General features: G+C 64.9%; 20 protein-coding genes. 17 read left to right on the plus strand and 3 right to left on the minus strand.

From position 1 onward, the window contains the following. Positions 1–556: 556 nt before the first annotated feature. The gene (locus KYC_RS24365; protein WP_043519190.1) at positions 557–2,332 is read right to left on the minus strand and encodes a M61 family metallopeptidase; all 1,776 of its coding nucleotides are present in this window, start codon (positions 2,330–2,332) and stop codon (positions 557–559) included. 28 nt (positions 2,333–2,360) lie between these two features. Here KYC_RS24365 and KYC_RS24370 point away from each other — a divergent pair, with 28 nt between their 5' ends. Continuing rightward, entirely contained in the window at positions 2,361–3,137 is a 777-nt protein-coding gene (locus tag KYC_RS24370) for an enoyl-CoA hydratase (protein WP_008167478.1), read from the plus strand. Here KYC_RS24370 and KYC_RS29550 read toward each other — a convergent pair. Beyond that, a complete protein-coding gene (locus tag KYC_RS29550) occupies positions 3,124–3,303 on the minus strand; it encodes a hypothetical protein (RefSeq protein WP_139026538.1) in 180 nt (59 codons plus the stop codon). The two genes, KYC_RS24370 and KYC_RS29550, sit on opposite strands and share 14 nt — an antisense overlap. An 89-nt stretch (positions 3,304–3,392) precedes the next feature. On the opposite strand from KYC_RS29550, the gene KYC_RS24375 reads away from it, so the two are divergent. The 16 genes from KYC_RS24375 (at position 3,393) to KYC_RS24450 (ending at position 21,285) form a co-directional block, all read left to right on the plus strand. Beyond that, positions 3,393–4,949: a DUF1254 domain-containing protein gene (locus tag KYC_RS24375; RefSeq protein ID WP_008167479.1), complete on the plus strand. Its 1,557-nt coding sequence runs from the start codon at positions 3,393–3,395 to the stop codon at positions 4,947–4,949. 357 nt (positions 4,950–5,306) lie between these two features. Continuing rightward, positions 5,307–5,723 (plus strand): ATP synthase subunit I, encoded by a 417-nt coding sequence (locus tag KYC_RS24380; RefSeq protein ID WP_420796127.1) that lies wholly within the window; start codon positions 5,307–5,309, stop codon positions 5,721–5,723. An 83-nt stretch (positions 5,724–5,806) separates the two neighbouring features. After that, a complete protein-coding gene (gene atpB, locus KYC_RS24385) occupies positions 5,807–6,688 on the plus strand; it encodes a F0F1 ATP synthase subunit A (RefSeq protein ID WP_008167481.1) in 882 nt (293 codons plus the stop codon). Positions 6,689–6,806: 118 nt separating this feature from the next. Continuing rightward, the gene (gene atpE, locus KYC_RS24390; RefSeq protein ID WP_003815363.1) at positions 6,807–7,049 is read left to right on the plus strand and encodes a F0F1 ATP synthase subunit C; all 243 of its coding nucleotides are present in this window, start codon (positions 6,807–6,809) and stop codon (positions 7,047–7,049) included. 144 nt (positions 7,050–7,193) lie between these two features. Beyond that, entirely contained in the window at positions 7,194–7,664 is a 471-nt protein-coding gene (locus tag KYC_RS24395) for a F0F1 ATP synthase subunit B (protein WP_008167494.1), read from the plus strand. 12 nt (positions 7,665–7,676) lie between these two features. After that, a complete protein-coding gene (locus KYC_RS24400) occupies positions 7,677–8,216 on the plus strand; it encodes a F0F1 ATP synthase subunit delta (protein ID WP_008167497.1) in 540 nt (179 codons plus the stop codon). Between the two features lie 28 nt (positions 8,217–8,244). Continuing rightward, positions 8,245–9,786 carry a F0F1 ATP synthase subunit alpha gene (gene atpA, locus KYC_RS24405; RefSeq protein WP_008167499.1) on the plus strand — a complete coding sequence of 514 codons (1,542 nt, stop codon included), beginning with the start codon at positions 8,245–8,247 and terminating at the stop codon, positions 9,784–9,786. Between the two features lie 98 nt (positions 9,787–9,884). Further along, entirely contained in the window at positions 9,885–10,790 is a 906-nt protein-coding gene (gene atpG / locus KYC_RS24410; RefSeq protein WP_008167500.1) for a F0F1 ATP synthase subunit gamma, read from the plus strand. A gap of 43 nt (positions 10,791–10,833) precedes the next feature. Next, the gene (gene atpD / locus KYC_RS24415; protein WP_008167501.1) at positions 10,834–12,234 is read left to right on the plus strand and encodes a F0F1 ATP synthase subunit beta; all 1,401 of its coding nucleotides are present in this window, start codon (positions 10,834–10,836) and stop codon (positions 12,232–12,234) included. Positions 12,235–12,243: 9 nt separating this feature from the next. Further along, positions 12,244–12,669, plus strand: coding sequence for a F0F1 ATP synthase subunit epsilon (locus KYC_RS24420; protein WP_008167502.1), 426 nt, complete (start codon positions 12,244–12,246; stop codon positions 12,667–12,669). A 203-nt stretch (positions 12,670–12,872) separates the two neighbouring features. Next, complete coding sequence (locus KYC_RS24425; RefSeq protein ID WP_008167503.1) at positions 12,873–13,688, plus strand: helix-turn-helix domain-containing protein; 816 nt, start codon at positions 12,873–12,875, stop codon at positions 13,686–13,688. Positions 13,689–13,831: 143 nt separating this feature from the next. Continuing rightward, entirely contained in the window at positions 13,832–14,905 is a 1,074-nt protein-coding gene (gene hemE, locus KYC_RS24430) for a uroporphyrinogen decarboxylase (protein WP_008167504.1), read from the plus strand. 351 nt (positions 14,906–15,256) lie between these two features. After that, entirely contained in the window at positions 15,257–17,347 is a 2,091-nt protein-coding gene (locus KYC_RS24435; RefSeq protein ID WP_008167505.1) for a primosomal protein N', read from the plus strand. A 204-nt stretch (positions 17,348–17,551) separates the two neighbouring features. After that, on the plus strand, positions 17,552–19,615 hold the full coding sequence (locus KYC_RS24440) for a UvrD-helicase domain-containing protein (protein ID WP_043519188.1): 2,064 nt from the start codon (positions 17,552–17,554) through the stop codon (positions 19,613–19,615). Positions 19,616–19,690: 75 nt separating this feature from the next. Further along, on the plus strand, positions 19,691–20,545 hold the full coding sequence (locus KYC_RS24445; RefSeq protein WP_008167508.1) for a class II glutamine amidotransferase: 855 nt from the start codon (positions 19,691–19,693) through the stop codon (positions 20,543–20,545). A gap of 125 nt (positions 20,546–20,670) precedes the next feature. Next, on the plus strand, positions 20,671–21,285 hold the full coding sequence (locus tag KYC_RS24450) for a hypothetical protein (protein WP_043519189.1): 615 nt from the start codon (positions 20,671–20,673) through the stop codon (positions 21,283–21,285). A gap of 78 nt (positions 21,286–21,363) precedes the next feature. Here the strand turns inward: KYC_RS24450 and dapD are convergent, their stop codons facing one another. Then, positions 21,364–22,341, minus strand: a complete 978-nt coding sequence (dapD, locus tag KYC_RS24455) for a 2,3,4,5-tetrahydropyridine-2,6-dicarboxylate N-succinyltransferase (protein ID WP_008167512.1) — start codon at positions 22,339–22,341, stop codon at positions 21,364–21,366. Between the last annotated feature and the right edge of the window lie 433 nt (positions 22,342–22,774).

Consider the following 22,774-nt stretch of genomic DNA (forward strand, 5'->3'; position numbering starts at 1 on the left):
GCGCCACCGTGCTGCCGCGCGGGCGGCGGCACGGCGGCATATGGGTGGTTGGGCGTCGGGGCGATGGTCGCTCGCGCGCTTGCGGCCGGTGTCTGACACCCTTGAGACGCCATCGCAAGTTGTGGTCCGTCTCACCTGGGTGTCAGACACTGTCGAAAATCGGTCAGATACCGGCGATGTACCACCGCCCAGCCACACGCGCAGCGCCATCCCCCCGACGCAAGACACCGCGTAAGCCCCCAGAGGCCGCCCGCGCGGCCGGCCGGGGGCGGGCCCTGCAAGACGCTCCTAACCCAATCGAGTGCTGGCGAGAACCTGAAGAACCCCAACAGCCCCAGCGCCCGTAAAGCTGAATCCGAAAGAGCCTGGCGTGGCGTGGGCCTGGGCGGGCGGGGCGTGTAGATGCGCCCGACGGAATCCGAAGGAATCGCCGAAGGCGATGACGAGGATGAGGAAGGGGCAGTCCGGAGCGAACGCTCCGGACCGCAATCGTAGCCCCGCCCGCCCAGGCCCACGCCGCGTCGGGCGTCTTAAAAACCCATGCTCCGGCCCCAGATCAAGCCACCAACACACACTCCAACGCCTCCGGCGCACTCAACCGAACCCGAAACGCCCTAAGCTCATCCCGCCGAAACACATGCACAGTCACCCGATCCCCCGCCCGGTACTGCGCCAATAGCAGATCCAGCCCCGCCGGCGCATCCACCCGCAGTCCATCGACCGCAACCAGCACATCTCCCGCCGACAAACCGCCCTTGTGCCCGGCGCCGCCTTCCAGCACCGTCGCCAGCGTCAGCGAATCGCCCTGCTTGCGCGTGCGCACGTCCAGCGACGGAATATTGGCGGCCGTCTTCCATTGCAGCGTCACGCCATGCGGTTCAAGCAGTTCGGCCAGCGGCACGTCGGCGGTGCCATAGGCGTAGCGGGCAATGAAGCGGCGCGCATCCACACCCGTGGCGTCGAGGATCAGCGCCGGCAGCCCATCCTCCGGCAGTCCCTGCGGCTTGCCTTGATAGAAATCGCGCCCATAGCGATCCCACAGCAGGCGCATCACGTCGTCCAGCGATCGCGCGCCCGACGTTTCCCGGCGGATCAGCAGGTCCAGGCCCAGCGCCACCAGCGCGCCCTTCGTGTAATAGCTGACCAGCGCATTGGGCGAGTTCTCGTCCTGCTTGTAATAGCGGGTCCACGCGTCGAACGAGCTCTCCGCCCCCGACTGCTTGTGACGCCCCGGCGTGCGCGCCACGCTGGTGATGGTCTTGGCCAGCAGGCGCAGGTAATCGGCTTGAGTGATCGCACCCGAGCGCAGCAGCAGCAGGTCGTCGTAGTAAGAAGTGAAGCCCTCGAACACCCACAGCAGGCGCGTCAGGTCGGGCTGCGAAAGGTCGTACGGCGTAAACGCATCCGGCTTGATCCGCTTCACGTTCCAGGTATGGAAGTACTCGTGGCTCACCAGGCCCAGAAAGCCCCGATAGCCATCGCCCTGACCCTGCTGTCCCAGCACAGGCAGATCCTTGCGCGCCGTCATCAACGCCGTGCTGGCGCGATGCTCCAAACCGCCGTAGCCGTCGCCGGTCACCATCGTCATGAAGACATAGCGGTCCGAACTGTCCAGGAACGGTGCGCGCTTTGTGCGCGGTTCAAAGAACGCGATCTGCGTCTCGCAGATCTTCTTCACGTCTTCCGTGATGCGGGCCAGGTCCAGGTTGGGCGCGACGCCCGTGAACACCAGCTCATGTTCCGCGCCGTGCGCGATAAAGCGCGACACCTGCGGCGTGCCCATCTCGACAGGATGGTCGATCAACGCGTCGTAGTCCGGCGCCAGATAGAGGCCAAAGCCGTGGCGGCGGGCGGCGCCCTTGTGGCCCTGCGCTTCCGGCAGACTGGTGTAGACCTTCCAGCCATCAATGCCGCGCGGCGGCGCCAGGTCCACCAGGCAGGGCAGGTGATCCTGGCCATGCACGCGCAGAAAGACGCTGGTGCCGTTGAAGAAGCCGTGCGTTTCGTCCAGGTGCGCGCCGCGCACCGACAGGTCCCAGGCATAAACCGTGTACTCCACCCGCAACGGACCGTCGCAAGGCGCGGCCTGCCAGGTGTGGTTGTCTATTTTGTCGACATTCACGCGCCGCGCGCCCGAATAGGCGGACACGGATTCGATCTGGCGCGAGAAATCGCGGATGAGGTAACTGCCCGGAATCCAGGCCGGCAGGGACAGGCGCTGCCCGGCGGGCGAGGGCGCGTCGACGGTTAGGGTTATCCGGTAGCGGTGGCCGGCGGGATCGTGCGGCGCAAGGCGGTAAAGTATGGCAGGTACGGCATCTAGTTTTTTCATGCTCATATCTTATTACTGGAGACATTCAATGAGCGAGTCGTTTGTACTGGTCGAAACCCGGGGCCGAGTCGGTCTGCTGACGCTGAACCGCCCCAAGGCGCTCAACGCGCTGAACGATCAACTGATGGATGAGCTCGGCGCCGCGCTGCTGGCCTTCGAAGCGAACGCCGACATCGGCTGCGTGGTCATCACCGGCAGCGAAAAGGCCTTCGCCGCGGGCGCGGATATCGGCGCCATGAAAGACTGGTCGTACATGGACGTGTACGGCAGCGAATACATCACCCGCAACTGGGAAACGCTCAAGCGCATCCGCAAGCCGGTCATCGCCGCGGTTGCCGGCTACGCGCTGGGCGGCGGCTGCGAGCTGGCCATGATGTGCGACATCATCATCGCCGCCGACACCGCCAAATTCGGGCAGCCCGAAATCAAGCTGGGCGTGATCCCGGGCGCTGGCGGCACCCAGCGCCTGCCGCGCGCGGTGGGCAAGGCCAAGGCCATGGATCTTGCGCTGACTGCCCGCATGATGGGCGCCGAGGAAGCCGAACGCGCCGGCCTGGTGTCGCGCGTGGTGGCGGCCGACAAGCTCATGGAAGAGGCCCTGGACGCTGCAACGGTGATCGCGTCCATGTCGCTGCCGTCCGTCATGATGGCCAAGGAATGCGTGAACCGCGCCTTCGAAGGCTCGCTCAACGAAGGCCTGCTGTTCGAACGCCGCGTGTTCCATTCGCTGTTCGCCACCGAGGACCAGAAGGAAGGCATGGCCGCATTCACTGAAAAGCGCAAACCTGACTTCAAACACCGTTAAGGCTTGTTACCAGCAGATCAGTCTGCAATACGGTCGAAGATTTTGCCGGCGCGCCCTCTGTGGGCGCGTTTTTTTCGTCCGGCGCGCCGCCCGTGCGGCGTTGCGCCTTGAAACGTCTGGCTAGCACCTTGTTGCAGCGTTCTTCCCTATCCTGGGTAAGCGTCATCCCGAGGTGCCGCGCCAGAGCGGCTTGACCAACCTGGCCAAGTCCCGCGCGGCGGCTCGCTTGCAAACAAAACCAAGAAGGAGCCTTGCATGCGTACATCCATCGCTACCCGCCGGTTATCTACCGCAGCGCTTGCCGGCGCGCTCAGCGTCTGCTTTCTCAACGTCGCCCAGGCTCAATCGCCGCAACCGACCCTGCGGCTGGTGTCAGAGACGCCGTATCCGGCCGCGCAGGCGCCCGCCGCGCGCGTGAGCGAACAGGAATTGCGCGACATCGCCATCGACGCCTACGTCTATGCGTATCCGATGGTGCTGATGGAACTGGCGCGCCGCAAGGCCACCGCCGTGCAGAGTCCGCTGGACGGCAAGGCGCCGATGAACCAGTTCGGGCACAAGGCGGCCTTCCCGGATCCCCGCGCGGCCGACACGCCGTGGCCCAGCGCCGATGCCCTGTACTCCAGCCTGTGGTTCGACGTGTCGCGCGAGCCGCTGATCGTCAACCTGCCCGATACCGGCGGCCGCTATACCGTGCTGTCGGCCCTGGACATGTGGAGCGACGTCTTCGCGTCCCGCGGCACGCGCACCAACGGACCTGGCGCGCAGTCGTTCGCCATCGTCGGTCCGAACTGGCAGGGCAGCGTGCCCGCGGGCGTGGATGTGATCCGCAGCCCGACGTCGATGGGCTGGCTCATCGGCTGGACCCAGGCCGGCGGTCCGCAGGACTATGCCGCCGTCAACCAGATCCAGTCGGGCATGACGGCGCGGCCGCTGGTCGCGCCGGTGACGCCAGCCACGGCCAATCGCAGCCGCGCCGCCGGCAACCCCTATCCGCAGACCGGGCCCGGCGTGGGCACGGCGCCGATCGGCAGCGCAGCGATGCCAACGCCCGCCCCGGCTACGTTGCCCGACGGCACGCCGGCCGAGCAGGTCGCTGGCATGGACGCCGCCACGTACTTCGGCGTGTTCTTCGACGCGCTGCGCAGCAATCCCCCGCATGCCAACGACACGCCCATGCTCGACCGCATGCGCCGCATCGGCCTGGATGACCGCCAACCGTTCTCGTACGGCCGCCTGAGTCCGGCGGTGCAACAGGCGCTGACCGATGCGCAGCCCCTGGCTGGCCGTCGTATCGCCGATGGCGTCTCCCGCCTGGGCACGCCGATCAATGGCTGGAACACGGTGCTGTCGGGCATCGGCACGTACGGCACGGATTATTCGCGCCGCGCCGCCATCGCCTATGCCGGGTTGGGCGCGCCGACTCCGGAAGACGTGCTGTACCCCGTGACGGTGTCCGATTCCAAGGGACGTCCGCTCGATGCCAGCGAGGACTATGTGCTGCACTTCGACAAGGGGCAGCTGCCGCCCACCAACGCATTCTGGTCGCTGCACGTCTACAACGGCAAGTACGGCTTCGCAGAGAACCCGGCCAACCGCTACGTGCTGCGCAGCACCGACGGCCTGAAGTTCAACGCCGACGGCTCGCTGGACATCTACATCCAGCGCCGCGATCCTGGCGAAGCCAAGCGCGCCAACTGGGTGAGCACGCCGGTGGCTGAAGGCCCGTTCCTGCTCAGCCTGCGCTTGTACTCGCCGCAGGACACTGCACTGGACGGGTTGTGGGCGCCTCCGCCGGTCAAGGAAGACTAAGCGTTTCGCGTCTTGCAGCGCGCGGCCTCCGGACGGAGCCCGCGCGCTTTTTCAGGCGCGTGTCCAGTGCTTGCGCACCGGCAGGGCAGGCCTGCTCGTCCCCTTTTTTTTGACCCGGTCCGGGGCGTTGTTGCCACCTTACAAACCCCCGAAAGTTCATTTGCTTGGGTAAAAAGAATCAAGCTATACTCTGCGGGTTTGACGCTTGCGGGATAAGAAACATGCGCCTAGAAAGCGCGTCGATCTCACAGGGGCAAGGTATAGCGGGGAAGTTTGATGCGGCAGAACTCCATGCAGCAAAGCTTGGGCCAAAGTCTGGACCAGGAAGTGTTGGATCCAGGCATGTTGGATTCAGACATGGCGGATAAAGTTCTGGTTCTTAGTGACGCGGATCGCGCGGCGCTGAATGCTCAAGCGGCTCGCGGGCTCCTGTTGGCATTGGCGGCGCAAGGCGCCATGGGGATCGCAGCGGCAGTAATTGCGGGGGTTGTCGGAGGGGCGGCGGCAGGTTGGTCGGCGCTGGCGGGGGCAGGAGCGTATTTCATACCCAATGCGTTGTTCGCATTGCGCCTGGCTGTCAGCGTGCGGGCCGGTAAGGCCAGTCCCTTTACCTTTCTCTCTGGTGAGTTGATCAAGTTGTTCGCAACGGCATTGCTGTTGTGGCTGCTTTCGCGTGTGGCGCAGGATTGGCTGGTTTGGCCTGCCGCGCTGCTCGGCCTGATACTCACATTGAAAGGCTATCTTCTGCTTTTGATGTTTCGCAGGCTGTCATAGCGCCGAGTAAGTTGCGGCAAACGAAATCGTGGAATCGTCCGGTTCGCAAGGGCCGGGCATACAGCAAATAGGATAGGATTCAAATGGCTGCTGCCAGCGACGTGTCGCCTCAATCCGCGTATATTCAGCATCACCTGGTGCATCTGAACAATACGGGTGAGAAACAGAGCGCTATTGCTCAGTTCGACATCATCAATTACGACTCGTTGTTCTGGTCCGGCCTGATGGGCCTGATCGTCATTTTCTTCCTGTGGCGCGCCGCGCGCCGGGCCACCAGCGGCGTTCCGTCGCGTTTCCAGGCCTTCGTGGAAATGATCGTCGACATGGTCGACGACCAGGCCAAGGGCATCGTCCATAACGCCAAGAGCCGTCTCTTCATCGCCCCGCTGGCCCTGACCGTGTTCCTCTGGATCATCCTGATGAACGCGCTCGACCTGCTGCCCGTCGACCTGCTGCCCTCCATCTGGCGCCTGACCGGCCTGGGCGCCGAGCACGGCGATCCTCTCTATTACCACCGCATTCTGCCGACCGCCGACCTGAACGTGCCGATGGGCATGTCGCTGGGCGTGCTGCTCCTGATGTTCTACTACGGCATCAAGATCAAGAAGCCGGGCGGTTTCGTCAAAGAACTGTTCACCGCGCCGTTCCATGCGCATGGCCTGGGCGCCGTCGTCCTGGCTCCGTTCAACCTGCTGCTGAACCTCATCGAATACGCCGCCAAGTCGGTTTCGCTGGGCATGCGGTTGTTCGGCAACATGTTCGCCGGCGAACTGATTTTCATGCTGATCGCCCTCCTGGGCGGCGCCTGGACCGGCTTCAACGGCGCCAGCATCGGCTTGGGCTTCGGCCATATCCTGGCCGGTTCCATCTGGGCGATCTTCCACATCCTGATCGTCTTGCTGCAGGCCTTCATCTTCATGATGCTGACGCTGGTTTACCTCGGCCAGGCTCACGAAGGCCACTGATCCCCCGAATTTCCTGCGTCGGCCACCCGGCCGGCGCTGGATAGCAAGATTATCTTGCATTGAGCAGTACCTCTTATTTTTCAATTTTTGACTTCAGATTTCTAACCAAGGAGTTGTCATGACCAACGTCGCTTTCGTTGCCCTCGCATGCGGTCTTATCATCGGTCTGGGCGCTATCGGCGCTTGCATCGGCATCGCACTGATGGGCGGCAAGTATCTGGAAGCCTCGGCTCGTCAGCCTGAACTGATGAACGCTCTGCAAACGAAGATGTTCCTGCTGGCTGGCCTGATCGACGCGGCATTCCTGATCGGCGTGGGTATCGCCATGCTGTTCGCCTTCGCCAATCCGTTCGTCGGCTAAGGCACCGCCCGCCGGCAAATAGGTGGGTCATGACGCTGGCGGCGATGAGGGCATGCGCTCCATCGCCGGTCAGCAAAGTATCGAGTGCTCCGCGACGCCCCTTTCCGGGTGCGGTCGGAGCCGCAAGGTGTTAAAGGAACGACCGTGAATCTGAACGCGACGATCATTTTCCAGATGCTCGTGTTCTTCGTTCTGGGCTGGTTCACGATGAAATTCGTGTGGCCTCCCCTGACGAAGGCGATGGACGAGCGCCGCCAAAAAATCGCCGACGGCCTGGCCGCCGCCGAGAAGGGCAAAGCCGACCTGGCTCAAGCCCAGGCGCGCGTCAGTCTGATCGAGGCTTCTGCCAAGTCCGAAAACCACGCACGCATCATCGAGGCCGAAAAACAAGCCGCCTCGCTGATCGAGCAGGCCCGCCGCGAAGCGGAAGCCGAACGCGCCCGCATCGTGGCGCAGGCTGCCCAGGATGCCGCGCAGGAAGTCCAGCGCGCCCGTGAAGCGCTGCGCGACGACGTTGCCGCGCTGGCCGTCAAGGGTGCTGAACAGATCCTCAAGCGCGAGGTTGACGCCCGCGCACACGCCGAGCTGCTGAACCAGCTCCGCGCGCAGCTCTAATCCGGGACCGTCATGGCTGAACTTTCCACTGTTGCCCGGCCCTACGCTGAAGCGCTCTTCAGCGCAGCGCGCGACGACAAGGCCGGCCTGCCGGCTTGGGCCGACCTGGTCAGCGAATTGTCCCAGGTCGCCGCCAACCCCGACGTGCGCGAGGCCATGGCCGACCCGCGTCTGGGCGACAAGCAGCGCGTCGACCTGTTTACCGGCCTGATCAAGGCCGATTTGCCGCAAGCCGCCCGCAATTTCATCGAGCTGCTGGTTGAAAACGACCGGCTGCTGCTGCTGCCCGAGATCGCCTCGCAATTCGTCGCGCTGCGGAATCGTCACGACGGCACGGCGCAGGCGGAAATCACCAGCGCGTTCGAGCTTAGCGATGCCCAGGTCAAGGATCTGGTCGCCGCGCTTGAACAAAAATTCGGCCTCAAGCTCAAGCCCAGCGTTACCGTCGACCCGTCGTTGATCGGCGGCGTGCGCGTGGCCGTCGGCGACCAGGTGCTCGATACTTCCGTACAAGCCCAATTGGTCCGCATGCGCGATCAGCTCGCCGCTTAAGGCTACTAACAGGATTCCAGGAGTCAATATGCAACTCAATCCCTCCGAGATCAGCGAACTGCTCAAGAGCCGCATCGAGGGCCTGGGCGCTTCGGCTGATGTCCGTACTCAGGGCACCGTCGTGTCCGTGACCGACGGTATTACCCGCATCCACGGCCTGTCGGACGTGATGCAGGGCGAAATGCTCGAATTCCCCAACAACGTTTTCGGTCTGGCGCTCAACCTTGAGCGCGATTCCGTCGGCGCCGTTATTCTCGGCGACTACACCGGCGTTTCCGAAGGCGACCAGGTCAAGACGACCGGCCGCATTCTGGAAGTCCCGGTTGGTCCGGAACTCAAAGGCCGCGTGGTCAACACGCTGGGCGAGCCGATCGACGGCAAGGGTCCGGTCAACGCCAAGGCAACCGACATCATCGAAAAAGTGGCGCCTGGCGTTATCGCCCGCCGCTCGGTGTCGCAGCCGCTGCAAACCGGCATCAAGGCTATCGACTCGATGGTCCCCATCGGCCGCGGCCAGCGCGAACTGATCATTGGCGACCGCCAAACCGGCAAGACTGCCGTGGCTGTCGACACCATCATCAGCCAGAAGGGCAAGGGCGTCACCTGCGTGTACGTCGCCATCGGCCAGAAGGCTTCCACGATCAACAACGTGGTGCGCAAGCTGGAAGAACACGGCGCGATGGAATACACCATCGTCGTGGCCGCTTCGGCTTCCGACTCGGCCGCCATGCAGTACCTGGCCGCCTACGCCGGCTGCACGATGGGCGAATACTTCCGCGATCGCGGCGAAGACGCCCTGATCGTCTATGACGACCTGACCAAGCAAGCCTGGGCCTATCGCCAGGTCTCGCTGCTGCTGCGCCGTCCGCCGGGCCGCGAAGCCTACCCGGGCGACGTGTTCTACCTGCACTCGCGTCTGCTGGAGCGTGCTGCTCGCGTCAACGAAGAGTACGTCGAGAAGTTCACCGAAGGCGCCGTCAAGGGCAAGACCGGCTCGCTGACCGCGCTGCCGATCATCGAAACCCAGGCAGGCGACGTGTCGGCCTTCGTTCCGACCAACGTGATCTCGATCACCGACGGCCAGATCTTCCTGGAAACCGACCTGTTCAACGCCGGTGTCCGCCCCGCAATCAACGCCGGTATCTCGGTGTCCCGCGTCGGTGGCGCTGCCCAGACCAAGGTCGTCAAGAAGCTGTCCGGCGGTATCCGTACCGACTTGGCGCAGTACCGTGAACTGGCCGCCTTCGCGCAGTTCGCCTCCGACCTGGACGACGCGACCCGTCGCCAGCTGGAACGCGGCAAGCGCGTCGTGGAACTGCTCAAGCAGCCGCAATACCAGCCGCTGCAGGTGTGGGAACTGGCCGTCACGCTGTACACGGTCAACAACGGCTACCTGGATGACGTGGACGTGGCCCAAGTGCTGTCGTTCGAGAAGTCGCTGAAGGATCAACTGAAGGCCAAGCATGCGGCCCTGATCCAGCGCGTCGAAGACACCAAGGAACTGTCCAAGGACGACGAGGCCGAACTGGCCACCGCCATCCAGGAATTCAAGAAGCACGGTGCTTTTTAAGAAAGTGATGGGTTAGGCGTCCCAGGCGCCTCACCCATCCTTCCCGGATGGTTGAGGCGCGAGCGGAACCCATCGGCCAGTCTTCACAGGAAAGCGCAATGCCCGGAATTAAGGAAATCCGAACCAAGATCAAGAGCGTGCAAAACACGCGCAAGATCACCAAGGCGATGGAAATGGTCGCCGCATCCAAGATGCGCAAAGCGCAGGAACGGATGCGTGCTGGCCGTCCGTACGCCACCAAGGTGCGCGAGATTGCTGCGCACCTGATGCAGGCCAATCCCGAGTACAGCCACCCGTACCTTGTCGAACGCGAAATCAAGGCGGTCGGCGTGGTCATGGTGACGACCGACAAGGGTTTGTGCGGCGGCTTGAACACCAACATCACCCGCGTGACGTTGGCCAAGCTGAAAGAGTTCGAGAAAAACGGCATCGCCGTGCAAGCGACCGCTTTCGGCAACAAGGGCGTGGGTGTGCTGACCCGTATCGGCGCCAAACTGGTTTCCCAGGAAGTTCAACTGGGCGACAAGCCGCAACTCGACCGCCTGCTGGGCGCGATCAAGGTGCAGCTGGACGCCTACCTGGAAGGCCGCATCGACGCGCTGTACGTGGCCTCGACCCGCTTCGTCAACACGATGAAGCAGGAGCCGCTGTTCCTGCGTCTGCTGCCCCTGGCCAGCGGTTTGGAAGATCCGTATCAAACGGGCGCCGAAAGCCTGGCCAAGACCTCGGAAGTGAAGTCGGAATACAGCTGGGATTACATCTACGAACCCGACGCCCGTAGCGTGATCGACGACCTGCTGCAGCGTTACGTTGAAGGCCTGCTGTACCAAGCCGTGGCCGAGAACATGGCTTCGGAGCAGTCGGCCCGGATGGTCGCCATGAAGGCGGCGTCGGACAACGCCAAGAAGGTCATCGGCGATCTGCAACTGGTCTACAACAAGACCCGTCAGGCCGCGATCACCAAAGAAATTTCGGAAATCGTAGGGGGCGCTGCCGCCGTTTAAGGCAGGCAGCATCCCGTCAAAAGCTATCAAGCAAGGAATCGACATGAGCAACGGAACCATCGTTCAGTGCATCGGCGCCGTGGTGGATATTCAGTTCCCCCGCGATCAAATGCCCAAGATCTATGAAGCGCTTACTCTGGCCGACGAGGGTTCCTCGTTCGCCGAAAAGGGTCTGACGCTGGAAGTGCAGCAGCAGCTGGGCGACGGCGTGGTGCGTACCATTGCGCTGGGCTCCAGCGACGGCCTGCGCCGCGGCATGAAGGTCACGGGCACGGGCGCCCCGATCTCGGTGCCCGTCGGCACCGGCACGCTGGGCCGCATCATGGACGTGCTGGGTCGTCCCATCGACGAAGCCGGCCCGATCCAGCACGAAGAAAAGCGCGGCATTCACCAGCCGGCTCCCCGTTTCGACGAACTGTCGCCGTCGGTGGAACTGCTGGAAACCGGCATCAAGGTTATTGACCTGGTGTGCCCGTTCGCCAAGGGCGGCAAGGTCGGCCTGTTCGGCGGCGCCGGCGTGGGCAAGACCGTGAACATGATGGAACTGATCAACAACATCGCCAAGCAGCACAGCGGCTTGTCGGTGTTCGCCGGCGTGGGTGAGCGTACCCGTGAAGGCAACGACTTCTACCACGAAATGGAAGAGTCGAACGTTCTGGACAAGGTTGCGATGGTGTTCGGTCAGATGAACGAACCCCCGGGCAACCGTCTGCGCGTGGCGCTGACCGGCCTGACGATGGCCGAGAAGTTCCGCGACGAAGGCCGCGACATCCTGTTCTTCGTGGACAACATCTACCGCTACACGCTGGCCGGTACCGAAGTGTCCGCACTGCTGGGCCGTATGCCTTCCGCCGTGGGCTACCAGCCCACGCTGGCCGAAGAAATGGGCAAGCTGCAAGAGCGCATCACGTCGACCAAGACCGGCTCGATCACCTCGATCCAGGCCGTGTACGTCCCTGCGGACGACTTGACCGACCCGTCGCCCGCCACGACCTTCCAGCATTTGGACTCGACCGTCGTGCTGTCGCGTGACATCGCCGCACTGGGTATCTACCCGGCCGTGGACCCGCTGGATTCCTCCAGCCGCCAGCTCGACCCGCAAGTCGTCGGCGAAGAGCACTACGCCGTTGCCCGTGGCGTGCAGCAAACGCTGCAGCGCTACAAGGAACTGCGCGACATCATCGCGATTCTGGGCATGGACGAACTGTCGCCGGAAGACAAGCAGGCCGTGGCCCGCGCGCGCAAGATCCAGCGCTTCCTGTCGCAGCCGTTCCACGTTGCTGAAGTGTTCACCGGTTCGCCCGGCAAGTACGTTCCGCTGGCCGAAACCATCCGTGGTTTCAAGATGATCGTGAACGGCGAGTGCGACACCCTGCCGGAACAGGCCTTCTACATGGTCGGTTCGATCGACGAGGCCTTCGAGAAGGCCAAGAAACTGCAATAAGGAACCGATATGGCTACCCTGCATGTGGATGTGGTCAGCGCAGAGGAAGCGATCTTCACCGGCGAGGCGAAGTTCGTGGTTCTGCCTGGCGAGTCGGGTGAACTGGGCATTCTGCCCGGCCACACCCCGCTGATCTCGCGCATACGCCCCGGAACGGTCAAGATCGTTCGTGCCGACCAAGGCGAGGAAAACATCTTCGTCGCCGGGGGTATCCTGGAAGTTCAGCCGGGCAGCGTGACGGTCCTGGCCGACACGGCTATCCGTGCCTCGGACCTGGACGAAGCCCGCGCCCTGGAAGCGCGCCAGAAGGCCGAACTGGCCCTGGCGAACGCCAAGGACAAGGCCGACATCGCGGTTGTCGAAGCCGAGCTCGCCATGCTGGCTGCGCAAGCCATCGCGGCGCGCAAGCTGCGCCAAGGCGGACGCTCGCACTAAGCGGCATTGCGGTACGCCGGGGTTCGCCCCGGACTTGAAAAAAGCGGCCTGCGGGCCGCTTTTTTCATGCGGCCGGTTTTCCTTCGCAATGGCGCCGCGCCCGCGGCTCGCCGTAATGCGTTCACTACGAATAGGCGGGCGCGTCTTGCAACAGTAGCCTTCAGTCTTGAGATGCGAATTCAGGGGAGGGCGGTGTGCGAGACATGCTGGATTGCGGGGTGCTGCTGGCGCCCGGCCACGAAAGGTCGATGGCCGCCTGGATTGATAGCCATCAGGCTCGACTTGCCCGTGTGCGCCTGCATCCGGTGCCGTTTGCGCCGCACCCCGGCCCTGGCGGCGCGGATGGCCCGGCCGCCGCGCCGGAAGCGCTGGCCCGCCTGGCGGTGGCGCTCAGGCGCTACGACGGGTGCATCCTGCCCGTGGCGCCGTCCTCGCTCGCATGGACCCGCATGGCGCTCCAGCAGGCCCGCAGCGCGCTCGGCACCCCCATCCTGCTCCTGATCCACGACGTCAAGGCGCCAGCCATCCTGGATCTGCTTACGCTGGGGGCAGCGGACTTCATCGCCCAGCCGGCCTGCCTGGAAAGCCTGCGGGTGCGGCTGTACCGGTTGGCCACCGCGCGCGGGGCGGCCGCCGCCGACGGCGTCCAGGAACGGCCGGCCCGGTATCTGGGCGCGCCGGCGCCGGCGGCGGATACCGGGCCTTCAGCGCCCGCCCGGCCCAGGGTATCGGCCGAAATCGTCGAACAGGCGCTTTGCAGCCTGCGGCATCAGTACCGGCGGACCACGGCGCAGGAGTCCTTCAGGGCGGCCAAGGCGCAAGTGGTGAACGGATTCGAACGCGAATACATCCGTCATGCGCTGTCGCGGCATGGGGGCAACGTGGCGCAGGCCGCACGGGCTTGCGCCAAGCACAGGCGCGCCTTCTGGGCGCTGATGCGCAAACACGACATCAAGGCCGCCCCTTACCGCGACGCGGCGCTGGCGCAGGCGGAAGGGCGCGCGGGCGCGGGCGAATAGCGACGGGCCCGGCGCCCGGGTCGCATCGCCCCATGACGCATCGGCGCACCGGGATTGCGTCCGCTCAAGCCGGGATTCCCGCGCGCGCCCGCCTTGTCAGCCAGGGGAAGTAAACTCACGGCTTCCGATCGCCGAGGTTAGCCGTGTCTGCTCCCCGTTTGAAGAACGATGTGTTCTTGCGCGCCCTGCTGCGCGAACCCGTGCCGTATACCCCCATCTGGCTGATGCGCCAGGCGGGTCGCTATCTGCCTGAATACCGCGCGACGCGCGCGCGCGCCGGCTCCTTCATGGGCCTGGCGCAAAACCCGGACTACGCCTCGGAAGTGACGCTGCAGCCGCTGGAGCGCTACGACCTGGATGCGGCCATTCTTTTTTCGGACATCCTGACAGTGCCCCATGCCATGGGCCTGGGCCTGGATTTCGCCGAAGGCGAGGGCCCGCGCTTTGCCCATCCCATCCGCACCGAAGATGATGTTGCACGCCTCGAGGTGCCGGACATGGACAAGCTGCGCTATGTCTTTGACGCCGTCGGCGTGATCCGCCGCAACCTGGACGGCAAGGTGCCGCTCATCGGTTTTGCCGGCAGCCCCTGGACCATCGCCTGTTATATGGTCGAAGGCAAGGGCAGCGACGACTACCGCCTGATCAAGACCTTGCTGTATTCGCGCCCCGACCTGCTGCATCGCATCCTGGAAATCAACGCCGAGGCCACGCGGCAGTACCTGAACGCGCAAATTGCCGCGGGTGCGCAGGCCGTGATGCTGTTCGACAGCTGGGGCGGCGTGCTCGCAGACGGGCTGTTCCAGCAATTTTCATTGGCCTACACCCGCAAGGTGGTGGCTGGCCTGACCCGCGAGCACGAAGGCCGGCGCGTGCCGGTGATCGTCTTCACGAAGGGTGGCGGGCAATGGCTGGAAGACATCGCGGCTTGCGGCAGTGATGCCGTGGGCCTGGACTGGACGGTGGACCTGGCGGCTGCCCGCCGGCGCACCGGCGACGCCGTCGCCTTCCAGGGCAACCTGGATCCCATGGCGCTCTTCGGCGGAGCCAGCGCCATCCGCGCTGAAGCGCGCCGCGTGCTGGACGCGTTCGGGCCGGTGGGCAAGGGCGGTCACGTCTTCAATCTGGGACATGGCATTTCGCGCTTTACTCCGCCAGAGGCCGTAGCCGAATTGGTCGATGAAGTCCACCAGTACAGCCGCACGCTGCGCGGGTAAGTGAGTGAACGCTTCGGCCCCAAGGGCCGAAGCGGCAAGGCCGGGCCGGGGACTTGTGCACAATAAATTTTGGCCTGGGGAAAACCCTTTATAAGCTGGTTTACAATCTCGAAAGCCTTCGTATACTGCTGTTTTTAAAGCAAAAATACGATTTATCAACAGGGATGCAATAGTTTGAGCATTCTTGCCATATTGCAATTTCTGATGTTGCCCCGGCCTTTTCCCCAAAGTTATCCACAGGGGCTGACAGCGTAGCTTCCGGCTGGGGGCGAAAATCCCCAGGCCGTGGCGGCGCTGGCGCCTCATCCTTTCAGATAGTACTTTTTCCGTACATGATTTCGCCGAACCTCCATGTCTGACGCACCCCTGATCGCGGATTCCGCAGCGGTCTGCTGGGTGCGCGTGGCGCTGGACGTGCCCCTGCCGGGCCCCTTCGACTACCGCAGCGATGTGCCCGTCACGGTCGGCTTGCGCGTGATCGTGCCGTTCGGCCGGCGCAAGATGATCGGCGTGGTGGTGGACAATCCGGCCGAACCTTCGTTCGATCCCAAACAGATCCGGCCGATCGAGACCGTGCTGGATGACCTGCCCCCCTTTGACGACGACTGGCTGCGGCTGGCCCGTTTTGCCGCGGACTATTACCAGAGGCCGCTGGGCGAAGTGATGCTGCCCACGCTGCCGCCGCCCCTGCGCAAGCCGACGGCGTACCAGGGCAAGCGGTCGGCTGGCGGCCCCGTGGCTCGGCTGGACGGACGCAAGCGCAAGGCGGCGCGTGCGCCGGCCACGGCCGACCAGCCGCCCGAACTGAACGATGCCCAGCAGGAGGCCGTCGACACCATTGTCGCCCTGGACAAGTTCAAGCCTGTGCTGCTGCACGGCGTGACGGGCAGCGGCAAGACCGAGGTCTATCTGCGCGCCGCCGAAAAGGTGCTGGCGGCCGGGCGGCAGGTGCTGCTGATGGTGCCCGAAATCAACCTGACCCCGCAGCTGGAAGGCGCGCTGCGCGCCCGACTGGAGTCGCTGCTGGGCCCGGATGGGCTGGCGGTAATGCACAGCGGCCTGTCCGACGGCGAACGCCTGCAGGCCTGGGCCCGCGCCCAGCGCGGCCAGGCCCGCATGCTGCTGGGCACCCGCATGTCCATTTTCGCGCCCATGACCGAACTGGGCCTGATCGTGGTCGACGAGGAACACGATGCGTCTTATAAGCAGCAGGACGGCCTGCGCTATTCGGCGCGCGATCTTGCCGTGTGGCGCGCCCATGACCTGGACATCCCGGTGGTGCTGGGATCGGCCACCCCGTCGCTGGAAACCTGGCATCACGCCGAGCGCGGCCGCTACCTGCGCCTGACCCTGCCGGGCCGGGCTCGATCCAGCACGCTGCCGTCGATCCGGCTGGTGGATACCCGCCGGCTGCAGCTCAAGCAGGGCCTGTCGCCGCAACTGATCGACGCCATCGGCCAACGCCTGGAGCGCAAGGAACAGTCGCTGATCTTCCTGAACCGGCGCGGCTATTCGCCCGTGTTGCACTGTCAGTCCTGCGCCTGGGTCAGCAATTGCCCGCGCTGCACCGCCTTTACCGTGCTGCATCGCACCGACGGCCGCGGCCATCGCCTGCAGTGCCACCATTGCGGGTATCAGGCCCCGGTGCCGCGCGCCTGCCCCGAATGCGGCGACCAGGACCTGGCGCCCATGGGGCGCGGCACGCAGCGCGTGGAGGAGCATCTGGCCGAGCTGTTCCCCGAGGCACGCATTCTGCGCATCGACGCCGACAGCACGCGCAAGAAGGGCAGCGCCGAGGCCCTGTTCGCCTCGGTGCATGCGGGCGAGGTCGACATCCTGGTGGGCACGCAGATGGTGGCCAAGGGCCACGATTTCGCACGCCTGGGACTGGTGGGCGTGCTGAATGCCGATTCCATGCTGTTCGCGCATGACTTCCGCGCGCCCGAGCGCCTGTTCGCGCAGCTGATGCAGGTGGCCGGCCGCGCCGGCCGCCACCAGGGCAACGGCGAAGTGCTGATCCAGACCGGCTATCCCGAACAGCCGGTCTACCAGGCCCTGCTGCGCCACGATTACGCCGGCTTTGCGCGCCATGCCCTGCATGAACGCGAAAGCACCGGCCTGCCGCCGTTCGTCTACCAGGCGCTGCTGACCGCCGAAGCGCGCGAGCTCAAGGTCGCGCAGGCCTTTCTTGAGCAGGCGCGCGTGCTGCCCGAGGGCGAATGGGCGGCCGATTTCCCGGGCATGGACGCGATAATGCTCTACGACCCCGTGCCGCTGCGCGTGGTGCGCGTGGCCAACATCGAACGCGCGCAGTTGCTGGCGGAAAGCAGCAGCCGGCCGGCCCTGCAGGCTTTCCTGTCGTCCTGGTCGCACCACCTGCCATACCTGGCCAACGAAGCCCGCGTACGCTGGCAGCTGGAAGTCGATCCGCTGGAAATCTGATGGCGGCGCCCGTCCGGTGCGCCATCATTCCGATTGTTCTATGATCTTCTTCCTCTATTGCACCGGCGCGGCAGACCCGCCGCGGCGGCTGCGCCCGTCCCCTTTTTCTCGCGTTTTCCCGGTCCGCCGACAGGCGGCCGCAAGCCTCACGCTTGCCGGCCGCCAGGGCATGGCCGCCGCGACGCACGACGACCTGACTCTCCAATGTCCGCAAGCGAACCGATAGGCCATGGCATGAATCCCGCGCAGCGGGAGGCGACGCTCTACCTGGACGGCCCGTGCCTGGTGCTGGCCGGCGCGGGCAGCGGCAAGACGCGCGTGATCACGCAGAAGATCGCCTATCTGCTGCGCGAATGCGGCTACATGGGCCGCAACGTTGTCGCGCTGACCTTCACCAACAAGGCCGCGCGCGAAATGGACGAGCGCGTGAAGACGCTGGTGGACCGCAAGCTGTCCAAGGGCCTGATCATCAGCACCTTTCACTCGCTGGGCGTGAAGATGCTGCGCGAAGAGGCCCGCAACGCCGGCCTGAAGCCCACGTTCTCGATCCTGGACGCCGACGACGCGATGGCGATCATCCAGGAACTGCTGGCCACCACCGACAAGGCCCGCCTGCGCCACGTGCAAGGCATCATCTCGCTGTGGAAAAACGCGCTGCTCGAGCCCGACGACGCCGCGCGCGAGGCCATTACGCCGGGCGACGTCGAGGCCGCCAACGTCTACCGCAGCTATGCCGCCACCCTGGCCGCCTATCAGGCGGTGGACTTCGACGACCTGATCCGCATTCCCGCGCAGCTGCTGGCCAGCAACGAGGAAGTGCGCACCCGCTGGCAGAACCGCGTGCGCTATCTGCTGGTGGACGAATACCAGGACACCAATGTGTGCCAGTACCGCCTGGTGCAGTTGCTGACGGGCCCGCGCGCGATGTTCACCGCCGTGGGCGACGACGACCAGGCCATCTACGCCTGGCGCGGCGCCACCATCGAGAACCTGGCCAAGCTGACCACCGACTACCCGAACATCAAGCTCATCAAGCTTGAGCAGAACTACCGTTCGGTGCAGCGCATTCTGGCGGCCGCCAACCAGGTGATCGAAAAGAATCCCAAGCTGTTCGAAAAGAAGCTGTGGTCCGAACTGGGCGTGGGCGAACCCATCCTGGTGTCGGCCATGGACGGCGAGGAACAGGAAGCGGAGTCCATCGCCATGAAGGTATCGGCCTCGCGCTTTGAACGCCAGGCGCAGTGGAAGGACTTCGCCATCCTGTACCGCAGCAATCACCAGTCGCGCATCCTGGAGCAGGCGCTGCGCAATCTGAAGATCCCGTACACGATTTCCGGCGGGCAGAGTTTCTTCGACAAGGCCGAGGTGCGCGACATCCTGGCCTATCTGCGCATCCTGGCCAACGACGACGACGATCCGGCGTTCATCCGCGCCGCCACGACGCCCAAGCGCGGCATCGGCCAGGCGACCCTGCAGGCGCTGGGCCAGTACGCGGCCAGCCGCGAGATCTCGCTGCTGGCCGCCGTCGCCGAGACCGGCGTGGAGACCCAGCTTGCGCCCCGTCAGCTCGAGCAGCTGCGCACGTTCGCGGAGTTCATCCGCCGCATGCAGTGGCGCGCCGGCCGCGGCGCCGCATCCGGCAAGGACGCCGCGCCCGCTGAGCCGGCCGGCGCGATCCTGGACGACCTGCTTGAAGCCATCCAATACGAGCGCCACCTGTTCGAGCTGTTCGAGGAACGGCCGGCCCAGACGCGCTGGCAGAACGTGCTGGAGCTCACCGGCTGGCTCAAGCGCAAGGCCGAGGAAGACAACATGACGCTCTTCGACCTGGTGCAGCACGTGGCGCTGGTCACCATGCTCGAGCGCGGCGAGGAAGAAGAGCCCGACGCCGTCAAGATGTCCACCCTGCACGCGTCCAAGGGACTGGAATATCCGCACGTGTACCTGGCGGGCGTGGAAGAGGGCCTCCTGCCGCACCTGGGCAAGGACGATGAGGTCGGGGACCCGGCGCGCGCCGCCGAGAACCTGGCCACGCGCATCCAGGAAGAGCGCCGCCTGATGTACGTGGGCATCACGCGCGCCCAGCGCAGCCTGAATCTCAGCTGGTGCAAGCGCCGCCGGCGTGCGCGCGAAGACCTGGTGCGTGAACCGTCGCGTTTCATCGAGGAAATGGGCCTGGGCGACGTCCGCGTGCAGGAAGACGAGGCCACGGCCGCCATGAGTCCGAAGCAACGCATGGAGATGCTCAAGGCCTTGCTGAAGAAGTAGGGGCGAATCGCGCGGGCTTGTAGCGCGCACGGGCCGCTCCTACACTGGGCTGATCCCGGATCGAAGGAGCGCATCATGTGCCGCTGGCTGGCTTACACCGGTAGTCCCCTGCAGATGGAGAGCGTGCTTTTCAAGGCCAGGCACTCTCTGATCGACCAGAGTCTGCATTCCCGTCTTGGCGCCACCACCACCAACGGGGACGGATTCGGCCTGGGCTGGTACGGCAGGCCCATGGAAGGCCGGCCCCTGGAGCCCCCATTCCGCTATCGCAGCGTGCATCCGGCCTGGAACGACCGCAACCTGCGCGAAGCGGCGCGGGCCATCCATGCGCCTTTGTTCGTCGCGCACATCCGCGCGGCTACCGACACGCCCGCCCAGGAAACCAACTGCCATCCATTTCGCCATGGCCAATGGCTGTTCGTGCACAACGGGCTCATCCGCGACTATCCCCTGATCCGGCGCGATCTGATGCTGATGATCGCGCCCGCGTATTTCGGGTCGCTGGAAGGCTCCACGGATTCCGAGGTGATGTTCCTGCTGGCGCTGACGTTCGGCCTGGACGACGATCCGATCAAGGCCATCGCGCGCATGGTGGGCGCCGTCGAAGAGGCCGGCCGGCGTCACGGCGTGGCGCAGCCCATCAACATGACGGTCTGCGCCCTGGACGGCGAGCGCCTGATCGCGGTGCGCTACTCCAGCGAAGGCGATTCGCGCACGCTGTTCCACAACACCTGCGTGCGGCACCTGCGCGAACTCTATCCCGACAATCCGCAGATCGCCTCGCTGGACGATGACGCCTTCCTGCTGCTGTCCGAGCCGCTGTCCGAAATGCCCGGCGCCTGGGAAGAAGTGCCCGAGGCCACCGCCATCATCGCGGGGCGCGGCGACGTGAACCACTATCCCTTTGCGCCGATCCCGCCCGGGGAATGAGCCGCTGGAAAGTTCTGGAAACAAGGGGCATCAAGCACGTATTGCTCATATGGGGGAGAATACGGATCGCATGACTTTGCGACGTCCTGGGCCGCGAAAGCACCCCAACTCAATAAGGAAGTTGCATGACCGATAGCCGAACCCCGCAGGCCTCAAACGCATTGGCGGTGTTTACGCGCACAGGGAATTCCCCTGACTGCTTTGAATTGCATGAAGACGGTGTTGTCAGCCAGCAAGGCGGCGCCCGCAGCTACACCGCATTCGCGGACATCCAGGACCTTCTGCTGTTCGCCGCCGGGCCGGACGCGGCGGGTCCGGTCGACAGCCTGGCTTATCGCAGCCGCACAGAAGGCCCATGGACCCTCGCGTCCCACGTCGACGAATTCAGCAAATTCCTCGATGCGTTCCGCTCGCACTACGTCGCGCAACGCCTGCCCGTGCTGGAAGCGCTGACCGAACAAGGCGCGCGCGCCACGTTCCGCTATATCGTGGGCGGCGAATTTCCCAACCTGGAAACGCGCGAGCTCTCCCTGTCCGCGCAGGGCCTGCACATCGGCGCCGCCGCCTGGCCGTACGAGTCGCTCTTGCGCATCGACCTGAACGACTGGACCGACACCATCAGCCTGCAGGACGACAGCGGCAAAGCGGTTTTCTCGTGCCCCGTCACGCGCATGCTCAGTTCCGACCTGTTCGTGAATCTGGTTTACGACCAGCTGGGTCAGACGGCGGAATACGCCTGAAGCGGGAGGTTCCCGCAACGCGGCGCACCGGGCGCCGCTTCAAGTAAAAATGGCCGCTGAGATGCGGCCATTTTTGCTTCAGTGCCCGGCGTGCAGATCGGGATTCAATGTGCCCCAGGCGGCGGTGCGCACCAGCGTCTCCACCGCGCCGGTCTGCGAATTGCGGCGGAACAGCAGGCCATGCTGGCCGGCCAGCGACACCGCCTTGACCACCGCGCCTTCCGGCGTCAGCACCCGCGTGCCAGCCGTGATGTAGCAACCGGCCTCCACCACGCAATCATCGCCCAGCGAAATCCCCAGGCCCGAGTTGGCGCCAAGCAGGCAGCGCTTGCCAATGGAAACCACCTGCTTGCCGCCGCCGGACATGGTTCCCATGATGGACGCGCCGCCGCCGATGTCGGTGCCGTCGTCGACGATGACGCCCGCGCTGATGCGGCCCTCGACCATCGACGCGCCCAGCGTGCCGGCGTTGAAATTGCAGAACCCTTCATGCAGCACCGTGGTGCCGGGCGACAAATGCGCGCCCAGCCGCACCCGCGCGGTGTCGGCGATGCGCACGCCGCTAGCCACGACGTAATCGGTCATGCGCGGAATCTTGTCCACGCCGCGGATCTCCAGCACCTGCCCGCTGGCGCGCAGATGCCAGCGCAGCGCGTCCACCTGATCCACCGCGCAAGGGCCGGCCGAGGTCCAGGCGACGTTCGACAACACGTTGAACAAGCCGTCCAGATTGGCGCCGTGGGGGCGGATGAGCCGGTGGCTGAGCAGGTGCAGCCGCAGGTAGGCGTCATGCGCGTCGACGGGCGGCTCGTCCAGCGACGAGATCGCGGTGCGCACCGCAACGATATCGACTTTGCGGCGGGTGTCGCGCACAAGCGCCGTGGCAACGTGTTCCCCCAGCGCGGCGCGGGCCTCTTCCGGGGTCAGATGGCGCGTGCCGGTGGCCGGGGAGTTGTCGGCCAGGGAGGGACGCGGATACCAGGTGTCGAGGATGGCGCCGTCGGCGGCCAACGTGGCCAGGCCGTACGCGATGGCGCTGGTGGGAGTGTCGGGCATGATGGGTTTGCGGGCGGGGGGTTACTGGTGGGGGGACATTCTAGGCGAATGTTTCAGGGGGAGGGTGGTATTGCTAATGTGATTATTTTGGGCATGTTAGTGATTATTTTGACGGGAATGATGGTTCGTTCGTAGTCGCCTGCGTTGGGTCTTCGCAGGTATGCGTGCTAGATATCTTCGTGCGTGCGTATGTAAGTTCTTCGTGGGCCGCCCGACGCCGCGGTCGCCGTGGCTGCTCGCGCCCACGATTGCGGTCCGGAGCGTTCGCTCCGGACTGCCCCGTCGTCATCCTCGTCCTCGCCTTCGGCGACTCCTACGGATTCCCTCGGGCGCATCGAGGTTGCTCGCAGCCACGGCGCCCGCGACGCCGGGCTGCGTAAGTCTTGGTTTGTTGCGCTACAAGACCTGTGGGCAGGGCAGGGAATCTGCGGGG

Source organism: Achromobacter arsenitoxydans SY8 (genome assembly GCF_000236785.1).
GTDB lineage: Bacteria > Pseudomonadota > Gammaproteobacteria > Burkholderiales > Burkholderiaceae_B > Achromobacter > Achromobacter arsenitoxydans.